Genomic DNA, 19,180 nt, shown 5'->3' with positions numbered 1-19,180 from the left:
CTCACTCTTTTTCTGCCATCTTGTCTCCTGCCTTGTCATTCGTTTCATTTCCTGCCATTCTTGCTTATTTTCTCCTTGTCTAATCTTCTTATTTTTGATGTAGATCAAGAAATATGTTATAAAACATACTTTTCTATAATGTATCGCTCGAAGTTTCGAACAAAGGTATTATTTTTGTGTTATAAAACATGATTTCAATAGGATAATAAGATTTTTAAGGAGGATAACAAAATGAAAATGTTAAAGAAAATTTTTAAGCACATCAGCGAAGCTGATAAGCACGTTTGGGGTTACTCTACAATTTATTAAACCCCTTTTTATGAGAGTGTATTTGATTTTTAGGTATTAGTTTAATTTTTAAGGTTATGAAAAAAAAGATTTTTAAAACATGGAGAAACATTCTCGCCGAAGTAGGTCGGAACGAGATGTTGATGATGGGTTATACCCTGAAGAAGTAAAAAAGCATTTGAACTAGACTTTATGAAGCGAGAAGTACGTCCTGAAAACGTATTTCTCGCTTTTTTTATATCTCTTTGAAAGCTTTTTTATATAAAAAACAGCTTTTGTTTAAACTTTATTCCCTTTCTTTGTTGTTAGTACAAAGACTAACAGAATAGTATCCATGGAAAAAATTCAAAGAATTTGTAGTTTGGTGTTGCTGGCAGCGTTTTGGGGCTGTGTGCCTGTGCTGCATGCGCAGCCGTTTGATAAGTTGTGGAAGCAAGTGGAGCAAGCACAAGAAAAGAGTTTGCCGCAAACTGTGATTAAACTGACGGATGAGATATTCCGGAAGGGGGAACGCGAAAAGAATACCCCGCAGATGCTTAAAGCCTATATGTGCCGGAATACATATCAGAATATACTGACGCCCGATAGTTTCTATGTCAATCTGAAAGGATTGGAACAATGGGCGTTGCGTGAGCCGAATCCGGTCAGCCGTGCAGTGTTGAATTCACTGGTGGCGAGTATCTATGCCGATTATGCCGATAATAACCGGTGGGAATTGCGGCAACGCACTTCGCTTAATCTGGGAGAGACGGCTCTACCGGCGGATATCCGCGAATGGAGTGCCAATTTGTTTGTAAATCAGGTAATAAAATATACCGGTGAAGTCCTGAAAGACTCTACCGAGTTACTGAATACATCTTCACGTACTTATATTCCTTTTGTGATTTTAGGAGATGCGAGTGAATACTATCATCATGAAATGTATCATTTGCTGGCATCACGTGCTATTGATGCTTTACAGAAAGTCTCGTGGTTTGATACGGATTCTTTGGTGAAGAAAGACATTATGGGTATTTATGGGCAGATGATAAATACCTATCGGAAGATGCCTGATCGGAAAGATGCTGCCGTACTGACTATGCTGGATTATATGGCCTGGCGTAACCGTGAAGGAGATGCTTTGCTTCGTCCCCGTGCAGTAAAAGAAGCTGAGAGCGAAGCGCCGAACCAATATCTACGTGCATTAGACCGTATCATTAAAGACTATAGTAAACGTGATGTATGCGCAGAAGCATATCTGGCTAAAGCTCGTTATTACCGCAATATGCGTAAATATCCGGAAGCATTGCAAGCCTGTGATGAGGCTATTACTCTTTACCCTGACTACAAACGCATATCCGCATTGCGTGAACTGAAAGAAAGCATATTGCAACCGCAATTGAATATGTCTGTAAGCAAGGCTACTTACCCCGGTGACTCTTTAAAGTTGAGAGTGACCCATCGTAATCTGGATGGATTTACAGTGAACCTGTTTCATACTACTTTATTGAAAGAGGAAACAGATATGCCACAGATCAATTCCTCTTTTTATAAAAAATATGCCCGTAAAGTGAAGACTGAACACTTCTCTTTGTTGCGTCCGGATAATTACCAGTCGGCAGATAGTACGTATAGTATGCAGATGCCCGGCGAACCAGGTGTTTATGTTATGCAGATTGTACCTGATGACAAGAAAGGCAAAACTTCTGAAAACTATCTCTATCTTACTCGCTTCAAGGTGTTGACTTTGCCTTTATCGAATAAAGATTTTGAGATTGTGGCTTTGGATGCTGAGACTGGAAAGCCTATTGCAGATGCTCAGATTACTTTCTATTCCAGTTACGGAACAAAGAACAATGAGGTGCTGGAGCGGAAAACTACAGATGCTTCGGGCAAGGTGGTAATGCCGTGGAATAAGCAATTCCGTGCATTGAGTGTTGCGAAAGGTACTGATACGGCAATGCTATTGCAGCGTATTTATAATAGCTCTAATGGAGTCTGGAATAACACAAATGAAGAGTTTGATGAAGTGAAGATTTTGACGGACCGTTCTATATATCGTCCGGGACAGACTATCAATATAAAAGGTATAGCTTATGCCCAAGAGGGAGATACCGCCAAGGTTCTTCCCAATGCAACTTATACGGTGGAACTGTCGGATGTGAATGGCAATGATATTGGAGAGAAAAAAGTCCGTACCAATGAATTTGGTTCGTTTACTACAGAGTTTATACTGCCTGCTGCCTGCCTGAATGGATCTTACACGATTGAAGTTGAGGAAACTGATGGCCGGGCATTTGTACAAGTGGAAGAATACAAGCGTCCTACATTCGATATAGTTTTTGATTCTCAGAAGGATTCCTATCAAGTGGGAGACAGCGTACAGGTGAAAGGTACGGCGAGTTCCTTTAATGGTGTGCCTTTGCAAGGATTGGAGCTGAACTATACCGTAACCCGTAGTCTGTTTTCGTGGTGGAGATCTTATGGGCAGAGTTCCACTTCACTGGCTTCCGGCACTGTGACGATAGGAGATGACGGAATGTTTTCTATTCCTGTCCGCCTGCAAAGTGTGAAAGGGGAGAATGCCGGTTTTTATACCTATCAGATAGAAGCCTCTGTAACCAATCAGGCCGGTGAAACGCAAAGCAGTGTGACTACGCTCTCAGCAGGCAACCGCTCACTTGTTTTGTCTGTCGAAACGGAAGAGCGTATCTGCAAGGATGATAGTATCCGTCTGACATTCGTAGCGCGAAACCTGAATATGCAACCTGTTGCAGTGAAGGGTGATTATCGTCTGGTACAAACTGTAGATGGAAAACCGGAAGTCCGTTTCAGCGGACAGTTTACTTCTAATGTGGAAGTATTGTTGCCGGAATGGAAGAATTTACCTTCAGGTGCTTACGAACTACAATTAGCAGCCAAGGACGATCAGGGTAGGGATGTTGATTACAAGCAAAATATTGTACTCTTCTCTTATAATGACAATCGCCCTCCTGTAGAATCGCCTGTCTGGTTCTATGCACGCAATACGGAGTTTGGTGCCGGACACCCTGCCCAATTCTGTTTGGGGACTTCTTATAAGGATGCTTATGTCATGCTGGATGTATTCAGCGGTAAAAAGCGTTTGAGTAGTACGGTACTTCAATTATCCGACTCTATTGTTCGTTTTGATGTTCCTTATAAAGAGGAGTATGGAGACGGGATAGAGTACCTGTTTGCTTTTGTCAAGGGTGGTGAATTCTATTCTGAAAAGGTCGACTTACAAAAGCGTATGCCGGATAAAACACTGACAATGAAGTGGGATGTGTTCCGTGATAAGTTGCGTCCCGGACAAGAAGAGGAGTGGCGTCTGACGATAAAGACACCGCAAGGTACACCGGCTGATGCTGAGATGCTTGCTACCATGTATGATGCTTCTTTGGATAAGCTGTATCCCAATCGTCAGAATTTTAAAGTGAACTATCCCCGTTTTAATTCTCAGATATATTGGTCTTATGGATATGTAGGTGGAGCCTTCTATGCTTGTCATTTCCCAATGAAGGAGTGGAAAGTTCCGGCATTTATTTACGATACTTTTTATTCGGGAGAAGGTATGAATGAAGCAATGATAATCGGATATCGTTCTGTGAAGAGGACGGATGTAACAGGAAGCGTACAGATACGGGGAATGGCAAGTCCGCGAACTAAATCGATGGCTATGGCAGATAATGCTTCTGCTGATCAGACAAATATGCTGGTCGAAGAAGAGGCAGGTTTAATCTTTGAAAAAAACATGTCGCAGGAAACCGGACAGACGGCTGACGATGTGGAACTTGGCAATACCCCCGAACTTCGTACAAACTTTGCTGAAACGGCGTTCTTCTATCCGCAACTGCGCACCAATGAACAAGGTGAGATTTCCTTCTCCTTTACGATGCCGCAAAGTCTGACGCGTTGGAATTTCCGCGGATATTCCCATACAAAGGGAATGTTGACCGGTCGGTTAGATGCTTCTGCTGTTACGGCGAAGGACTTCATGCTGTCTCCCAATATGCCGCGTTTTGTACGGGTAGGGGATAAGACCAGCATTGCTGCAACCATTACCAACCTGACAGGTAAATCTTTGAAGGGAACTGCGAAATTTATCCTCTTTGACCCGATGACGGATAAAGTGATTTCTACCGGGCGCCAGGCTTTCACGGTAGAAGCCGGGAAGACGGTTCCTGTAAGCTTCCGTTTCACAGTGACGGATAAACAGGATATGTTGGGTGTACGTATGATTGCTGACGGTGGCACATTCAGTGATGGCGAACAGCACTTGTTGCCTGTATTGAGCAATAAGGAATACATTACTGAAACCCTTGCCATGCCAATACGTGGTGAAGAAAACCGCACTTTCTCCCTGGACAGTCTGTTCAATTATAATAGCCGCACGGCCACTGACCGCCGACTAACGGTAGAATTTACAGGTAATCCCGCCTGGTATGCCGTACAGGCATTACCCGTATTGAGTCAGCCCCGTACAGATAATGCTACAGCCTGGGCTGCCGCTTATTATGCCAATTCCCTTGCTTCTTACATTGCCAACAGCCAGCCGCGCATCAAAGCCGTGTTCGACAGTTGGCGCATGCAAGGTGGTAAGAAAGAAAACTTCCTCAGCCAGTTACAGAAAAATCAGGAGGTGAAGAATATCCTTCTCGAAGAGAGCCCGTGGTTGCTGGAAGCTACTACAGAAGCTGAACAGCAAGCGCGTATTGCTACTTTGTTCGATCTCAATAATCTGTCGAACAATAATATGACCACCCTTACTAAACTACAGGAATTACAAAATGCCGATGGCGCCTGGAGTTGGTACAAAGGTATGCCGGGTAGTCGCAACATGACGGGATACATCACCGAACTTCTTGTTCGTTTGCCGTTGCTCACCGGACAAAAGAACTCTGCTGGTGCTCTTTCCATGCAGCAAAGTGCTTTTAACTATTTGCATAGCCAGGCATTGCAGGAATATCAGAATATCCGTAAAGCGGAGAAAAACGGGGCGAAGATCAATAGCCTTTCATATCCGGCAATGACGTATCTCTATCTGATAGCTATTTCCGGTGAGAAAGTGCCTTTTCTCAATGAAGACGCTTATCGCTATTTCCTCTCCATGGTCGGCAAGAACCTAAGTTCGAATGCAATGGGAGTTAAGGCGCAGTCAGCTATCATTCTGCAAAAGGCGGGTCGCACGGCTGAGGCTAACGAATTTATCGCTTCCATTAAAGAGCATCTGGTGCAAACTGATGAACGGGGTGCATACTTTGCTTTCTATGAAAGACCTTTCCTTTGGGGAGCACAACCTATTTCCGTTCATGTGGAGGTAATGGAAGCCCTGAGGATGGCAGGAGGCAATGATGCATTGGTGGAAGAAATGAAACTCTGGTTACTGAAGCAGAAACAAACTACAAGCTGGAACTCACCTGTTGCAACGGCAGACGCTATTTATGCATTGCTTTGCCAGGGGAGTGACTTGTTGGCATCACGTGGTGATGTACGTATTGTTCTTGGTAATAAAGTGCTGGAAACATTCTCACCTGCCAAGACCACAGTTCCCGGATTGGGATATATCAAGGAAAGCTTTGCAGAAGGTAGTCCTGAATTGCGCGCCAAGTCCATTACTGTGGAAAAGAGGGATGCAGGCATTGCCTGGGGGGCAGTCTATGCACAATATCTGTCACCTGTTTCCGATGTAAAACAGCAAGGTGGTGAGCTGGCTGTAGAAAAGAAACTCTATGTAGAGCGTACTTTGACAGGTGGAAAGAAAGAATTGCAACCCATCACCGCTTCCACGCAACTGGCGGTAGGTGATAAAGTGGTTTCCCGTCTGACGATACGTCTGGACCGTGCCATGGATTTCGTTCAACTGAAAGATCAGCGTGGTGCCTGCTTCGAGCCGATGAATTCACTTTCCGGTTATCGCTGGAACGGTGGAATAGGTTATTATGTGGAGATAGAAGATGCTTCCACTAATTTCTTTTTCGATAGTCTGAGCAAGGGTGTATATGTGTTGGAATACAGTTACCGCGTTGCCCGTAGCGGGCAGTATGAAGCCGGGCTGGCAACCATTCAATGTGCCTACGCTCCCGAGTATGCAGCTCATTCAGCATCAGTGAAGGTCGAGGTGGAGTAGAAATTTTAAAACTTGCTTTTAGGAACTCTCATTTAAAACACCTACTTTTGTGCATCCTAAAATGAAAACGAATGAAACGAACCTTGATATGTATATATGCGCTTGCCGCCGTAGCACTGACTGCTACGGCGCAACCGCGTTTTTCATCCAATAAAGAAACTCACAACTTCGGACAGATCGAATGGAAACACCCCGTTAGCGTGCAGTATGTCATTACCAATACGGGTGATAAACCTCTGGTGCTTACTGATGTAGACCCTTCCTGTGCCTGTTCCGTAGCCCAGTGGACACAAACTCCCATTGCTCCCGGTGAAAAGGGGAAGATCGTTGTCGATTTTGATGCTAAGGCATTGGGGCATTTTGATAAGTCCATAGCTGTTTATTCCAATGCGCAGCCCAATCTGGCTTACCTGCACTTTACAGGTGAGGTGGTGCGCGAGATAAAAGACTTTACGAAAACCTATCCTTATCTTATCGGACAGATACGTATTGACAAAAATGAGATTGATTTCCCTGATACTCACCGTGGCGAAAAGCCTGTCATACGGATTGGCGTAGTGAATCTGTCGGATCGTTCGTATGAACCGGTGTTGATGCACCTGCCTTCCTATCTGGATATGAAAGTGGAACCGAACGTGCTTCAGAAAGGTGAGAAAGGGCTTATCACATTAACTCTCAACACAGAGAAACTGACAGACCTGGGACTGACACAGGCATCAGTTTACCTGTCACGCTTCACAGGTGACAAGGTGAGTGATGAAAACGAGATACCTCTTTCTGCCATTCTCCTGCCTGATTTCTCCGGTATGACCGATACGGACAAGGCGAATGCTCCGGTAATCCGTCTTTCGGAGACAGATATAGACTTGAGCGCACAACTGGCTAAGAAGAATAAGGTGAAACATGATATACAGATCACCAATACCGGACGCTCTCCGTTGCAAATCAGTAAGCTGCAAGTGTTCAATCCTGCTTTGGGAGTAAGTCTGAAGAAGAGCGTGTTGCAGCCGGGCGAAACCACCCGCTTGCGTGTGACGATAGATAAGAGGAATATCGCCAAGAAGAAACGCCACCTGCGCATTCTGATGATTACGAATGATCCGATGCAGCCTAAGGTTGAGATGAATATCAAAGCGAGTTAAAGATTTATGATTTCATAAATCATAAATCTTATCATAAATCATAAATTAGAAATCATAAATCTTATCATGGAACATCCTGAAAACGATGAATCCTATAAAGGATTGGTTGTCAATGCAGGCATTGAGCAACCTTCGTCTGTCAATCCCTATCGCCGCCCGAAACCTAAAAAGCGTCAGCGTTCCGTAGCGGAGTTTGTAGAAGGTATTGTGAAAGGAGACGTCACAGTGCTGAGCCAGGCGGTTACTTTAGTGGAAAGTGTGAAGCCCGAACACCAGGCATTAGCACAGGAAGTTATTGAGAGATGCCTGCCTTACTCAGGGAACTCTATCCGTGTGGGTATCAGTGGTGTGCCTGGAGCCGGAAAAAGTACCTCGATTGATGTCTTCGGCTTGCATGTGTTGGAAAAATACGAAGGTAAGCTGGCAGTGCTTGCCATCGACCCCAGTAGCGAGCGCAGTAAGGGCAGTATCCTGGGTGATAAGACGCGTATGGAGCAACTCTCCGTTCATCCAAAATCCTTCATTCGCCCCAGTCCGTCGGCAGGTTCTTTGGGTGGGGTAGCGCGTAAGACGCGTGAAACGATTATTCTTTGTGAAGCTGCCGGTTTCGATAAAATCTTTGTAGAGACGGTAGGTGTGGGACAAAGTGAGACAGCTGTACACTCTATGGTCGACTTCTTCCTACTTATCCAGTTGGCCGGAACAGGCGACGAACTGCAAGGCATCAAGCGTGGTATCATGGAAATGGCGGACGGTATTGTTATCAATAAGGCAGATGGTGATAACCTGGAGCGTGCTAAACTGGCCGCATCGCAATTCCGCAATGCTCTGCATCTGTTTCCTGCTCCCGAGTCAGGATGGACGCCACAGGTGATGACTTATTCCGGTTTCTATAACCTGGGTGTGAAAGAAATCTGGAAGATGATTTACGACTATATTGCTTTTGTGAAAGATAACGGTTACTTTGAATATCGACGTAACGAGCAAAGCAAATACTGGATGTACGAAAGCATTAATGAGCGTCTGCGCGATAGTTTCTACCACAATCCGGCCATAGAAGCCATGTTAAGTGATAAAGAACAGCAGGTATTGCAAGGCAAACTCACTTCCTTTGTTGCGGCAAAGAGCTTGCTCGATACCTATTTCGGAGAAATGAAGAAAAATTAGCTACGAGCTACAAAGCTACGAGCTACAAAGCTACGAGTTACAAGTGCCTTGCGGCATGATAGCGCAGCTACTTGTAGCTTGTAGCCTTTGTAGCTCGTAGCTAATTCACGCTTTTTTCCCTTCCTTCTCAAAGTCCGCTTTCGATTTACTCTTCGTTACGATATATACGCCAAGGAATACCAGGGCGATAGCTACACCTTTTTCCCAACCGAATATACCCAAACCCATGATAATGGCAGCAATAGAAGCTACGATGGGTTGCATATAGTTGTACATACTCACTACTGTGGGACGCAGCAACCTTTGGGCGGTCATAATGAAGATATAGGCAAGGAAGCTACCACCTATTACCACGTAGCCCACTTGTACGTATGCCGCGGTAGAAATTTCCGCCCACTGAATACCTGCCACATCATGATAAGAGAATGGAATATAGCACATGGAGGCATAGATAAACATCCATTTATTCAATGTGATGGGAGAATATTTCTGCGATAAGCCCTTGAACACAGTCAGATAAATAGAGAAGCTGATTTGCGCTACCAGACAAAGCAAGTCCCCGATAATACTGCTGTTGCCGTTGCTTGTGGCCTGACTGCTTAATATAAGCGTCAGCGCTCCCATAGCCCCTACAAAAATACCCAGTACTTTCAGGTTCGTGATAGGTTCCTTCAGATAAATGGCGGCGATAATCATGGTTACGATAGGGAGTGTGGTTGTCACGATGGAGGCATCGATGGGTGAAGTCATTGAAAGCCCGAAGATATACACTCCTTGATTGAACACCAGTGCAAAAAGTGAAGCAAAGAAAATCTTTAGCATATCGCGGTGATCCACGTGTTCGTGCTTACAGAATGCAGACAGTAGCCAGAAACAGGCGGCTGCACCTACCATGCGGAACGTAGTTACCGATAAGGCTGAAAACTCCATAAGTGCGGATTTGCCGATGGGAGCCATCAGTCCCCATAAAATATTGGCAGTCAGGGCGAATATGTGCCCTTGTACATTCTTATTCATACTCTTTTTTCGTTTGAGGCTGCAAAAGAACAACTATTTTCTGAAACTAAAAAGTCTTTTCTCTTTTTATATACTTGTGGTCTGTTGGAAGCATTAATCATATTAGCACATTTATTCATATTCACTCGGAAAGGAAACTATGCTTCTCAATGTCAGTAGCATAGGGACATGACACTTGAAACTTATTACCTTGAGAACCGAAACTCCCTTTGTTTTGCTGCACAAGATGGCATCTTGTGTGGTGTAACATACTATCTTGAACAACACAAGATGCCATCTTGAGCAGTAAAGGTAGTCACGCTTCAGTAGATATGCAAGCTTTTTACGGAGGAAAGGTAATAGTGATGTATGTGCATTATAACTGATTCATAACCGCTCGGGCATGAAACAACCGTCTTCATCTTCTTTTAAATCATGTAGAAAGACTTTTTCTTATTTTTTTGAGCTATTTTTGTATTCTGTAAAAACAAGTGACTTTACATCCTCTGCTTGTAGAGGTGAAACTTCTTGTGTTTTGTCTTTAAAAATGTGTATGTACTTATATTATTGAATAAATGCCTTGTTTGTATTGTGAAACATTATAGGAAAATATCATACGTATTAGGGGGAATCCTGCTCTTTGCAGTGGGAATGCTTGCTTTTCAGGTATATGAAAGCGGAGTGGAAGGGCGCGGAATATGTAAGCGAAAGGCGGAGGCTTCACTGAAATCCGTTACGGAACTTTGGGCAAACAGGGAATTTGATAAACTTGGAATTCCCTATTCTGTTGGAGGAGGCGAACCGAAAGAGGAAAGCAAGCAGCGTCGTATAGTGCTGGCGGAAGGAGAGACGGTGGTAGCGGTCGATTCGATAAAGGAAGAAAAGCGGTTGATTGCTTCACATAACCTAAGTGCAAAGGTTCGCTTCCTGTTTTTGGTGGACAAAGCGGCTTTCAGCCTTTTGAATGAATTATGGCAAGAAGATTTGAATGATAGACACACTTATTGTTCCGGTGCTCTTATGCTGCAATCGGAATTGCCGGGTGACAGGAAAGGAAAAAAGTTTATGGCCGGAGACTCAACGCTGATGACTGATAAGTTCAAATTAGGAACCTACTATCTGGATGATATGTATTTTCTTGAATTGACGGCTTATCTTTCACTTCCTTCCCCATGGTTGTGTGCCGATTGGGGAAAGACCGGTATTGTTTCTTCTTCCATTATAGTTATCCTTTGCTTGTGCATATTTGTCCTTCTCTTTTGGCATAATCGAAAGAAGGACAACGACGATGAAGCGGTTGATCCGGATGATTGCGTAACGCGCATCTCCGAAAATAAATATCAAATAGGCGGAGTCCTGTTTGATGAAGAGGCGTGTACGCTTACTTTTGAAGATCGAAGTGTGGTGAAATGTCCTATGCAGTCTTATAAACTACTTTCTGCATTTGTCCATGCGGAAAATCATTTCTTATCGAATAACCGGATTGTTGAAGTTTGTGGTTGGAGTTTAGAAAATATCAATATTAATCAAAACAGAAGAGTAACAGTAAGCCTTCTCAGGAAGTTACTTGACGCCGAGAAGTCTCATGTGAAGATAGAATCCGGTCAAAACGAGCAAAAAGAACAGGGCTTTTATATGCTTGTTGAAAAATGATAAGTGCCTTATTATTAGTATAGAAAGGGGGAGTAATAAATTTTTTACTCCCCTTTTTTACTCCCGTAAATGCATTTTGAATCTATTTATTATTTACATTTGCCGGCATAACAATTATTGATGAAAAACATACTAATAAAATGAAGAACAAGATGAAAAAGATTCTGGTATTTATGGGAGTTGTAGCTATTGCTATAGGAGGATATGTTTACAGTAAACAGTCATCTGTCAAGATGTCTTCTTTAATGTTGGAGAATATAGAAGCGTTGGCAGATTCAGAAACAGATGGTGTTCTTTGCTTTGGAAAAGGGTTGGTTGATTGTCCGCTTAATCACGATAAAGTATATACTTATTATGCTCCGTATAGCTTATATTATTAGCGTTATATCTGTCCTGCTATTCATTTCTTGTACTTCGAATCCGGTTGCTTCCGGTAAAACGTCATATACTGATTTCCCACAGGAGCAAAAATTGAAGGCAAAGACGATACGGCTGGATACAGCTTTATTCCGCTATCCTTCTCGTCTGCATATCAGGGACGGGAAAGCTGTGGTACTTGATTTGCATGGAACAGACTATTTCTTTCATACATTCAGCTATCCTGATTTTCGTTACCTGTCTTCTTTCGGGAGGCGTGGAGATGCACCGCAGGATATGCTTTCTGCCGAAAATTTCCGATGGAATGGGGCTTTTTTGTGGACATTAGATTCCAATAAGTCAGAATTAACAAGGTTTGGGTTTGCTTTATCCGGTGATTCACTGCTTCGTCAGGAAGCGGTGAATCTGGATAAGGATATTCTCCGGGCATTGGATTTTGTAATGTGTGAGGATTCTGCCTTTATCATTCCCGATTATTCGGGTGACAGTCGCTTTTGCAAAGTAAGCAAGAGTGGAAAATTGATGTATAAGTTTGGTGCTATTCCTACTGTCAACGAGGATGCCTTGCAGAATGCCCGTCCGGCTTTGGCGCAGGCGTGGCGTAGTTTTATAGACTATAATCCCCGAAACGGGATACTTGCTGTTGCCACTCAGTTGGGTGAAGTGTTCGAAATCTATAATCTGAAAGACAGTACGCATGTTGTGTGCATGGGACCGCATGGTGAGCCGGAGTTTCAGGTGTCCGGGGGATATGGTATTCCTACGGGTATCATGGGATTTAGTGATGTGCAGGTGACGGGTCGGGCCATTTATGCAGTCTTTCATGGGCGCTCGTTCAAAGATATAGCACGGGATGCCCGGAATGGTATTGATCATCCGGATGGCGGGCAATTTATCTATGTGTTCAGCTTGACGGGAAAACCGTTAAAGAAATATGTACTGGATCATTACATTTGTGGCATATCGGTAGATGAGCAGCGTGGACTTATTTATGCTACGGATGTGAATGAGGATGAGCCGATAGTAGAATACCATATAAATGGTATGTAGAGTTAATTAATTTATTAAAAGGAGCAGACGGTAAACGACTTGTTTCGCTGCAATAGAATACCGAATGCTCCGTAACCCCTAAAATTTAGAAGCCTGGCAAAGATACAAATTTTTAAGCAAAACGGAAATTGATTTCCGCTGTTACGATAGTGCAGTGTGAAATATGCTCTAATGAGATACTCTGTATCTTACTTCTCGACTGTACAATATATGTGTACTTGATATTGGTAATTGAATAGATTTTTACTTTGAAACAATATAGAAATGAAGAAGTTTATGAAAATAACTTTTGTTGCGGCATTTGCGGCAATTGCAGGTTATGGTGTTTACACAAATCAGAAAACAGATGCTATGTCCGATTTGATGTTGGCGAATGTAGAAGCATTAGCAAATAATTCAGAAAATAGTGGAACTGTAGATTGCTGTAACAGTAGTGATTGTAATGGCGATTTTTGTGGAACTTTCTATCCTGCGGATGGTTCAGGAAAGGGATATAAAATGTTTTATAAATAATGATTTTTCGGATTGCTTAATTAGGGATTAAGCAATCCGATTTTAAATATATAGTATATGTGTTATTTGCGATGTTTGTTTCTTGTGGTCTTATTGGCCGGGTTGTCGGCTTGTTCTGAGGACAATCGAAGAAAAGGAAGAAAGGCGATGGAAGATTTGGCAACTTCCGAATTGTTTTTTCAGGAAATATCGTTGGAAACAATTCTCGGCAGGCCTTTTCAGATAGAGATTGTGGACAGCATATTGATAATTGGGGATAATATTGAAGGAAAGGCATTGTTTCTGTATAATTTGTCGGACTCTTCTTGGGTTCGAGTTTTAAACATAGGACAGGGACCCGGTGAAGTGCTTGCTCCTCTTGCTATTGACGTGTCTGATAGGGATCATACGATAAGCGTGCTTCAAAGACAAAGTGGAATCTGCCGAAGATATCGGGTTGATAGATTGTTTAATGATTCAATTTTTGATTTTCAGGAGGCAAGTTTGGAAGGAGCGGATAGGGTAGCTCAAATGCATGACGGATATGCTTGTTTAGGGATGTTTGAACAAGGCATATTGTCATTTTTTGATGCAAAAGGAAAAGAAAGTGAATGTATTGACCTTTATTCTAGATTTGACATAAAGGATATATCTGCCAAATATAGACTGTTTCAGGGGCGTTTGGCTTTTAACGAACGGACAAGGTATCTGATGTTTGCTCCATCTTATGCTTCCGAAATTGGTTTTTATGCGGAACAAGATGATGGCAGTTGGGTGAAGAAAGATTCTTTCTGTTTGGGAACAGGAGGATTTGAGGATAGAATTTCGGAGAGTTCCGGCTTTGAACTTTTTAAGGACGATATAAGGAATTGTATGGATGCTTGTAGTTCTGAAAATTATTTTTATATGTTGTATGATGGAAGTGATTTAGGGCATACTCACAAGATAGAGTTTCGTTATGTCATTCGTTTTACTGCCAATGGTATATTGGATTGTGTGTACAAAGTGAATCCTACCGTCCGCAATATTTGTGTTTCGTATGACGATTCTGCCATGTATGTGCTGATGATAGGCAAGGATGGAGAGTATGCTATAGGTAAATCAGAGCTTTCAATAAGGTAACACAGTCAAATAACGAATGATGCTAAGTGTGGGCAAAATGGAGTTATTTATGCTAGATAAAAGAGAAGTGAAATGGAGTTGATATTTACAGCTACTAAAATATGTTTAGAATGTTCCAACTAGGCATTTTTGTTGTTTGCTATAGTCAATATGATAAGGGAGAATCAGCCTATATAGGCTGATTTTTCCCCTATTGATGTTTTAAATAATACAAATAATATTTTTTGATGAAACGTATCGTCTATTTTATTTTGTTTGTTTTCTTTGCGAGTAGTTGCTTTAGAAATTCTGATGTGGAAAAATCTCAAAATCATTCTACTAATATCATTGATGTAAAGGAACTTGTAAAAGAAATTGTTATAGACACTCCTTTGATAGGAGGCTGGGCACGACCTTTTATTATAAATGATTATTTATTGATAAGTGATTCTCAATCCGAAGAAAAATTAATCTCTATCTTTGATAAGGATAATTTCTCCTATTTGATGGGAATTGGAGATGCAGGGGAAGGACCTAATGAAATTACGAATATGGGGGTAATTGTGCCTGATGAAGTGCACCATCGATTTTTTGTACCTGATTATGGAAAATTGAAAGTTTTGAGTTATAGTGTGGATAGTATCTTAAAAAATCCTTTTTATCGACCTGAAGTAAAAGGAGATATGAAAGAATTGCAATTTCCGGATAGATTTGTTTATGTGAATGACACTTTCTGTATTGCACGTTCCATAATGGTCGGAGAAAGCAAATATTTTCAACAATCTTTGGTGCGGTGGAATATGTTGACCGGAGAAATGGAATTATTGGTTGAAGGGCATCCTAAGATAGAACGAAAGCGAAGCCAGTTTGCGGTATCATTGGAACATAATCTGATAGTTGATTGCTATGCTCATCATGACCTAATGACGATTCATGATCTTGATGGTAATTTGAAATACAATATTTATGGTCCTTATTGGGATGACAAGACGAGTAATGATATGGTTTATTATGATGCTGTGGTGATTTGTAAAGATAAGATTGTTGCAGCATATGCAGGAGGACGCAATTGGAGTGACGAGGGATTTCCTAATTGTTTTCAAGTCTATGATTTTAATGGGAATTATATTAAAACGTTGGATATAGGTCGTAAAATTTGTAACTTTTGTTATGATCAGAAGCTGAATAGATTAATAATGGTATTAGACAATGAAATACAATTTGCTTATTTAAATTTAGATGGACTTATAGACTAAAATGAAGAACTAATATTAGAAAATAATGATGAAATATTTTGCAGTTTTGTTATTAACCCTGTCTGTATTGTCTTGCATAGATGTTAGACAAAATAAGCTTGAGAATCTGTTAGAGAAATGGATGGATTATGAAGTTAAATTTCCTATAACTTCCATTTTTACAATACAGGGGAGAGATACAGTGGATTTTTATATGAGTGGTGATTACAAGATTGTGACGTATATTGATACTATAGGATGTACCAGTTGTAAATTACGGTTGTCGGACTGGAAGAAATTTATGAATGTGGTTGATTCTATAAAAGAGGATTCGGTTAAGTTCTTGTATTATTTTGCGCCCAAAAAGAATCAGGAGGTATATAGTGTGTTAAGAACTGAAAAGTTTGTTTATCCTGTTTGCATTGATGAAAAAGATTCGTTGAATATATTGAATAAGTTTCCTTCTGAAATGGAGTATCAGACTTTTTTGTTAGATAGAGATAATAAGATTATAGCAATTGGAAATCCTATTTATAATTCAAAAGTTAAAGATTTATATTTGAAGATTATTCAGGGAAAAGAATTTACGCAGATGAATGAAGATACAGGTCTGATGACAGAAGCCAGTATTGACTATACATCCTTATCCTTGGGTAATTTTGACTGGGAAAAAGAGCAAAAAGCAGTTTTTACATTGAAAAATACAGGTAATAAACTATTAGTCATTGATGCAGTTTCAACATCCTGCGGCTGTACTTCCGTTGATTATTCCAAAGAACCCATTCGTCCGGGAAATTCTATATCACTGAATGTGACGTATAAGGCAGATCATCCCGAACATTTTGATAAAACTATAACAGTATATTGCAATGCAGAATCTTCTCCTGTTGTTTTGAGAATAACCGGCGATGCAGAATAAGATAACATAAATGAAATACTTATGAAGAAACATGGTATCCTATTAATAGTCTGTTTCTTTTTGATATTGGCTTCCTGTACTAAAAATAAGGTTGGTCCTTCCTTAGAAGATATTCTATCAGCCAATCCCAAATTGCAGGTTGTTCTTGACAAATACCGAGATGATTCCTTGAAGTATAGGGCTGCTGTTTTTCTTATCGAAAACCTGCCTTTTCACTATAGCTATGAAGGTGAAGCTCTAAATGATTACCTAAAGCTTTTTGAACTTCATGGAAAAGGTACCATGTACCCAGATAAAGTGCTGGATTCCATTAAGCGCGCTTGCGGCTCTTTTCATTTATTCATGATAGTAAAGGAGCCATTGATGTAATAGGTAATCTGAAAGGAAGATGTTCCAAACTTAGGAAGATTGTGGCTGATGGAGGATATAGAGATGAATTAATTGGGAATGTGAAGAAAGCGTTTGGCTGGGTATTGGAAATTGTACTCAGGCCTGAGGAGGCAAAGAAGTTCACGGTATTTTAAAAAGCCTGTCAGGCCTAATGATAGTTTAGAGTTATGCGTTACGTATAAAGCGGAGCATCCGGAACATTTTGATAAAACTATAACTGTATATTGTAATACAGCATTTTCTCCTATTGTTTTGCGAATAATCGGCACAGCCCAATAGGGTAGATGTTTCAAATAACGGATCAGAAATAAACATAGTAAGATGGTTTGTAGATTAATAAAAAGATATTTGCTCGCATGTGTATTGCTGGTTATAATGTTGCTTACAGCTTGCGGTAGGGGAGACGGCCGGTTGGAATATGCATTGCAGTTTGCCGGAGGCAATCGGGGTGAACTGGAAAAAGTGCTTGTGTATTATAAGGACAGCGGGCAGAAATATGACGCAGCCCGTTTTTTGATAGAGAACATGCCGCAATATTATGAGCGGCGGGGGATACCTGTAGATTCGGGAAAGGCAGCGTTGGCAACGGTGGACTCGACGGGAATGGTACTTCCGGAACTTGTGCAACGCTGGGGACATCCCGATATGCAGGCATTGGAGAAGGTTTATGATGCACAAGTGATTACGGCTGATTTCCTGATACGCAACATAGACCATGCGTTCGACTTATGGAAGCGGCGCCCTTGGAATAAGTACCTGCCTTTTGATGATTTTTGTGAGTTTATTTTGCCTTATAGGATAGACGATGAGCCACTGGAAGAGTGGCGCGGACTTTACGGGAAGCGGTATGCTTTTCTGCTTGATTCCGTCTACAAAGGAACGGATGTAGTGGAAGCCGCCGCCGCGGTGGGAAGATGCCTGAAAACGGAAGGGTTTGAGTATAACTGGGAGTTCGGGTTGCCGCACCTGGGGGCCTCTTTTCTGATGGATCACCGCGCGGGAACCTGCGTGGATGCATGCGACCTCACCCTGTATACCATGCGTTCTCTAGGCATTCCGGTAGCCGTGGATTATTATGTATATAGCTCGGAAACACGGAAGGGACATACGTGGAACTCCGTGCGCGACACCACGGGAGCCTTCTGGGGCATGTGGGTGACAGCCAAGGAGTGGAAACGCGGACAGGTGTACCGTGACGGCCGGAAATCGGGCAAGATCTTTCGCAAGCGTTTCGGTACGCCCCGTTATATGGATGCCTCTGCCGACTACTTTCCCGATACGCTGAGGGTGAGGGTACCGGATAGAAGTCCGGATTATCTGTTTCTGGGCATCTTTCATCCTAAGGGGAGATGGGTGGTTGCCGATGTCGCGGAGGTACGTCGTGGCGAGGCGGTTTTTCCGCATGTGGAGTCTGATGCCATTTATGCGGTATTGGAGAAAAAGGAGGACGGCAGTTTCGCCACAGTGGACTATCCGTTTTATTTTGACGGGAAGAATCTCCATTTCTACATTCCCGACAAGGAACGCGAAGAGAAGGTCACTTTGTACCGCAAACATCCCCTGATGGGCTGGATAGGCATTTATTTGGATGAGATCTGCGGTGGTCGCTTCGATTTTTCCGATACGGAGGATTTCAGGCATATAAAGTATACTTATCAGGTTCCGGACACCCCAAGAATCTGTTACAATGAAGTGGTGCTTCCGCAACAGTTGAAATGTAGATACGTGCGATATCAGGCTATGGAATGGAAGAACACAAACATAGGCGAGTTGCTGTTCTGGGGAGGGGAGACAAGGTATTATCCTGAAACCGTTAAAGGAGCACCTGCGGAAAATCCGGTGAATGTGCAGGAGCGGATGTTTGATGATGATCCGTTGACTTATTATAGTACGCGATTGCCGGGAGCCACCTTGCTGATGGATTTTGGAAAGCAGGTGGAAATGGATCGTTTTATCTTTATCCCTCGTAACGACGACAATTTTATCCGCATTGGCGACACCTACGAGTTATATTACCATGACGGCAAGGACGGATGGGTTTCGTTAGGACGCAAAACGGCTTCAGCGCCGGAACTGGTCTATGATAATATGCCTCGTGGAGCACTGTTCCATTTGCGTTGCTTGACACGTGGTGAAGAAGAACAGGTATTTCACATAAAAGATGGGAAACAAGTATTTATCAGTAATTTGAGTTATGTGAGATGAATACCGGGAACTATAGTTTTGATTTTAATTTCATGGA

13 protein-coding genes and 1 pseudogene are annotated in these 19,180 nt (G+C 42.1%); 13 read left to right on the top strand and 1 reads right to left on the bottom strand.

Going from position 1 to position 19,180, the window contains the following annotated elements; translation table 11 throughout:
• Positions 1 to 622 precede the first annotated feature (622 nt).
• The 3 genes from BN161_RS01460 to meaB all read left to right on the top strand — a co-directional run bounded on the left by BN161_RS01460 (position 623) and on the right by meaB (position 8,724).
• Positions 623 to 6,415: an alpha-2-macroglobulin family protein gene (locus tag BN161_RS01460; RefSeq protein ID WP_044262348.1), complete on the top strand. Its 5,793-nt coding sequence runs from the start codon at positions 623 to 625 to the stop codon at positions 6,413 to 6,415.
• Positions 6,416 to 6,486: 71 nt separating this feature from the next.
• Positions 6,487 to 7,557 (top strand): DUF1573 domain-containing protein, encoded by a 1,071-nt coding sequence (locus BN161_RS01455; RefSeq protein WP_044262347.1) that lies wholly within the window; start codon positions 6,487 to 6,489, stop codon positions 7,555 to 7,557.
• A gap of 66 nt (positions 7,558 to 7,623) precedes the next feature.
• On the top strand, positions 7,624 to 8,724 hold the full coding sequence (meaB, locus tag BN161_RS01450; RefSeq protein ID WP_044262346.1) for a methylmalonyl Co-A mutase-associated GTPase MeaB: 1,101 nt from the start codon (positions 7,624 to 7,626) through the stop codon (positions 8,722 to 8,724).
• A 105-nt stretch (positions 8,725 to 8,829) separates the two neighbouring features.
• Here meaB and BN161_RS01445 read toward each other — a convergent pair whose 3' ends face one another.
• Positions 8,830 to 9,741 carry a DMT family transporter gene (locus tag BN161_RS01445; RefSeq protein WP_044262345.1) on the bottom strand — a complete coding sequence of 304 codons (912 nt, stop codon included), beginning with the start codon at positions 9,739 to 9,741 and terminating at the stop codon, positions 8,830 to 8,832.
• A gap of 570 nt (positions 9,742 to 10,311) precedes the next feature.
• On the opposite strand from BN161_RS01445, the gene BN161_RS01440 reads away from it, so the two are divergent.
• The 10 genes and pseudogenes from BN161_RS01440 (at position 10,312) to BN161_RS01400 (ending at position 19,143) form a co-directional block, all read left to right on the top strand.
• Complete coding sequence (locus BN161_RS01440) at positions 10,312 to 11,373, top strand: hypothetical protein (protein ID WP_044262408.1); 1,062 nt, start codon at positions 10,312 to 10,314, stop codon at positions 11,371 to 11,373.
• A gap of 140 nt (positions 11,374 to 11,513) precedes the next feature.
• Entirely contained in the window at positions 11,514 to 11,753 is a 240-nt protein-coding gene (locus BN161_RS01435; protein ID WP_044262344.1) for an NVEALA domain-containing protein, read from the top strand.
• Positions 11,728 to 12,801 carry a BF3164 family lipoprotein gene (locus BN161_RS01430; protein ID WP_044262342.1) on the top strand — a complete coding sequence of 358 codons (1,074 nt, stop codon included), beginning with the start codon at positions 11,728 to 11,730 and terminating at the stop codon, positions 12,799 to 12,801. The genes BN161_RS01435 and BN161_RS01430 overlap by 26 nt, the downstream gene beginning before the upstream one ends.
• A 264-nt stretch (positions 12,802 to 13,065) precedes the next feature.
• On the top strand, positions 13,066 to 13,314 hold the full coding sequence (locus BN161_RS01425) for an NVEALA domain-containing protein (RefSeq protein ID WP_044262341.1): 249 nt from the start codon (positions 13,066 to 13,068) through the stop codon (positions 13,312 to 13,314).
• A 147-nt stretch (positions 13,315 to 13,461) separates the two neighbouring features.
• Positions 13,462 to 14,415 carry a BF3164 family lipoprotein gene (locus BN161_RS01420; RefSeq protein WP_044262340.1) on the top strand — a complete coding sequence of 318 codons (954 nt, stop codon included), beginning with the start codon at positions 13,462 to 13,464 and terminating at the stop codon, positions 14,413 to 14,415.
• A gap of 227 nt (positions 14,416 to 14,642) precedes the next feature.
• Entirely contained in the window at positions 14,643 to 15,650 is a 1,008-nt protein-coding gene (locus BN161_RS01415; protein ID WP_044262339.1) for a hypothetical protein, read from the top strand.
• A 28-nt stretch (positions 15,651 to 15,678) separates the two neighbouring features.
• Positions 15,679 to 16,548: a DUF1573 domain-containing protein gene (locus tag BN161_RS01410; protein ID WP_044262407.1), complete on the top strand. Its 870-nt coding sequence runs from the start codon at positions 15,679 to 15,681 to the stop codon at positions 16,546 to 16,548.
• Positions 16,549 to 16,569: 21 nt separating this feature from the next.
• Entirely contained in the window at positions 16,570 to 16,917 is a 348-nt protein-coding gene (locus BN161_RS01405) for a hypothetical protein (protein WP_044262338.1), read from the top strand.
• 138 nt (positions 16,918 to 17,055) lie between these two features.
• Positions 17,056 to 17,217: pseudogene (locus BN161_RS28380) on the top strand (DUF1573 domain-containing protein); the annotation flags it as partial.
• A gap of 42 nt (positions 17,218 to 17,259) precedes the next feature.
• Positions 17,260 to 19,143: a hypothetical protein gene (locus BN161_RS01400; protein WP_044262337.1), complete on the top strand. Its 1,884-nt coding sequence runs from the start codon at positions 17,260 to 17,262 to the stop codon at positions 19,141 to 19,143.
• Positions 19,144 to 19,180: the final 37 nt, after the last annotated feature.

The sequence above is a fragment of the Bacteroides timonensis genome, assembly GCF_000513195.1.
Taxonomy (GTDB): domain Bacteria; phylum Bacteroidota; class Bacteroidia; order Bacteroidales; family Bacteroidaceae; genus Bacteroides; species Bacteroides timonensis.
The sequence above is the reverse complement of the archived record's forward strand: the minus strand, read 5'-3'. Positions and strand labels throughout refer to the sequence as shown.

Coding starts and splice junctions, on each gene's coding strand:
- BN161_RS01445 (WP_044262345.1), bottom strand. CDS start 9,741: ATGAATAAGAATGTACAAGGGCACATATTCGCCCTGACTGCCAATATT.
- BN161_RS01435 (WP_044262344.1), top strand. CDS start 11,514: ATGAAGAACAAGATGAAAAAGATTCTGGTATTTATGGGAGTTGTAGCT.
- BN161_RS01400 (WP_044262337.1), top strand. CDS start 17,260: ATGGTTTGTAGATTAATAAAAAGATATTTGCTCGCATGTGTATTGCTG.
- BN161_RS01415 (WP_044262339.1), top strand. CDS start 14,643: ATGAAACGTATCGTCTATTTTATTTTGTTTGTTTTCTTTGCGAGTAGT.
- meaB (WP_044262346.1), top strand. CDS start 7,624: ATGGAACATCCTGAAAACGATGAATCCTATAAAGGATTGGTTGTCAAT.
- BN161_RS01460 (WP_044262348.1), top strand. CDS start 623: ATGGAAAAAATTCAAAGAATTTGTAGTTTGGTGTTGCTGGCAGCGTTT.
- BN161_RS01410 (WP_044262407.1), top strand. CDS start 15,679: ATGAAATATTTTGCAGTTTTGTTATTAACCCTGTCTGTATTGTCTTGC.
- BN161_RS01430 (WP_044262342.1), top strand. CDS start 11,728: ATGCTCCGTATAGCTTATATTATTAGCGTTATATCTGTCCTGCTATTC.
- BN161_RS01420 (WP_044262340.1), top strand. CDS start 13,462: ATGGAAGATTTGGCAACTTCCGAATTGTTTTTTCAGGAAATATCGTTG.
- BN161_RS01405 (WP_044262338.1), top strand. CDS start 16,570: ATGAAGAAACATGGTATCCTATTAATAGTCTGTTTCTTTTTGATATTG.
- BN161_RS01425 (WP_044262341.1), top strand. CDS start 13,066: ATGAAGAAGTTTATGAAAATAACTTTTGTTGCGGCATTTGCGGCAATT.
- BN161_RS01455 (WP_044262347.1), top strand. CDS start 6,487: ATGAAACGAACCTTGATATGTATATATGCGCTTGCCGCCGTAGCACTG.